Consider the following 716-nt stretch of genomic DNA (forward strand, 5'->3'; position numbering starts at 1 on the left):
ACCAGGCGCTTGTAGCTGTTGGAGCCCGAGTTGGCGAAGGCGTTGATGGCCTTGGCGTGCTTGAAGATGCCGCCGATGTACCACAGCGCCAGCTGGCTCAGGCCGCCGTAGCCGTCACCGGAGAACAGGTTGGTGCCGCCCTTGGACAGCGACTGGTGCACGTGCATGCCGCTGCCGTTGTCGCCGACGATCGGCTTGGGCATGAAGGTGACGGTCTTGCCGTTGCGGTGGGCGACGTTCTTGATGACGTACTTCATCCGCAGCAGTTCGTCGGCCTTCTGCACCAGGGTGCTGAACTTGGTGCCGATTTCGCACTGGCCGGCGGTGGCCACTTCGTGGTGCTGCACTTCCACTTCGATGCCGACCTGTTCCAGGGTCTTGCACATTTCAGCGCGCAGGTCGTGCAGGGTGTCGGTCGGCGGCACCGGGAAGTAGCCGCCCTTCACGCCCGGGCGGTAGCCGCTGTTGGCGCCGTCGTACTTGGCGCCGCTGTTCCAGGCGGCTTCTTCGGAGTCGACCTTGAAGAAGGTGTTGCCCATTTCATTGGCGAAACGGACCGAATCGAAGATGAAAAATTCCGGTTCCGGGCCGAAGAACGCGGTTTCGGCGATGCCGGAGGACTTCAGGTACGCCTCGGCGCGCTTGGCGATGCCGCGCGGGCAGCGGCCGTACGGCTGCATGGTGGCCGGGTCGAGGATGTCGCAGCTGATCACGAT

The 716-nt window shown here is 63.8% G+C and carries 1 protein-coding gene; it reads right to left on the reverse strand.

The genetic code is table 11. The features are described from left to right. On the reverse strand, positions 1-716 hold a 716-nt coding region (locus tag C9414_RS20730; RefSeq protein WP_483295698.1), incomplete at both ends, for a glutamine synthetase family protein.

It is taken from the genome of Bacillus sp. Nf3, assembly GCF_003028545.1.
Taxonomy (GTDB): Bacteria; Bacillota; Bacilli; order Bacillales; family Bacillaceae; genus Bacillus; species Bacillus safensis.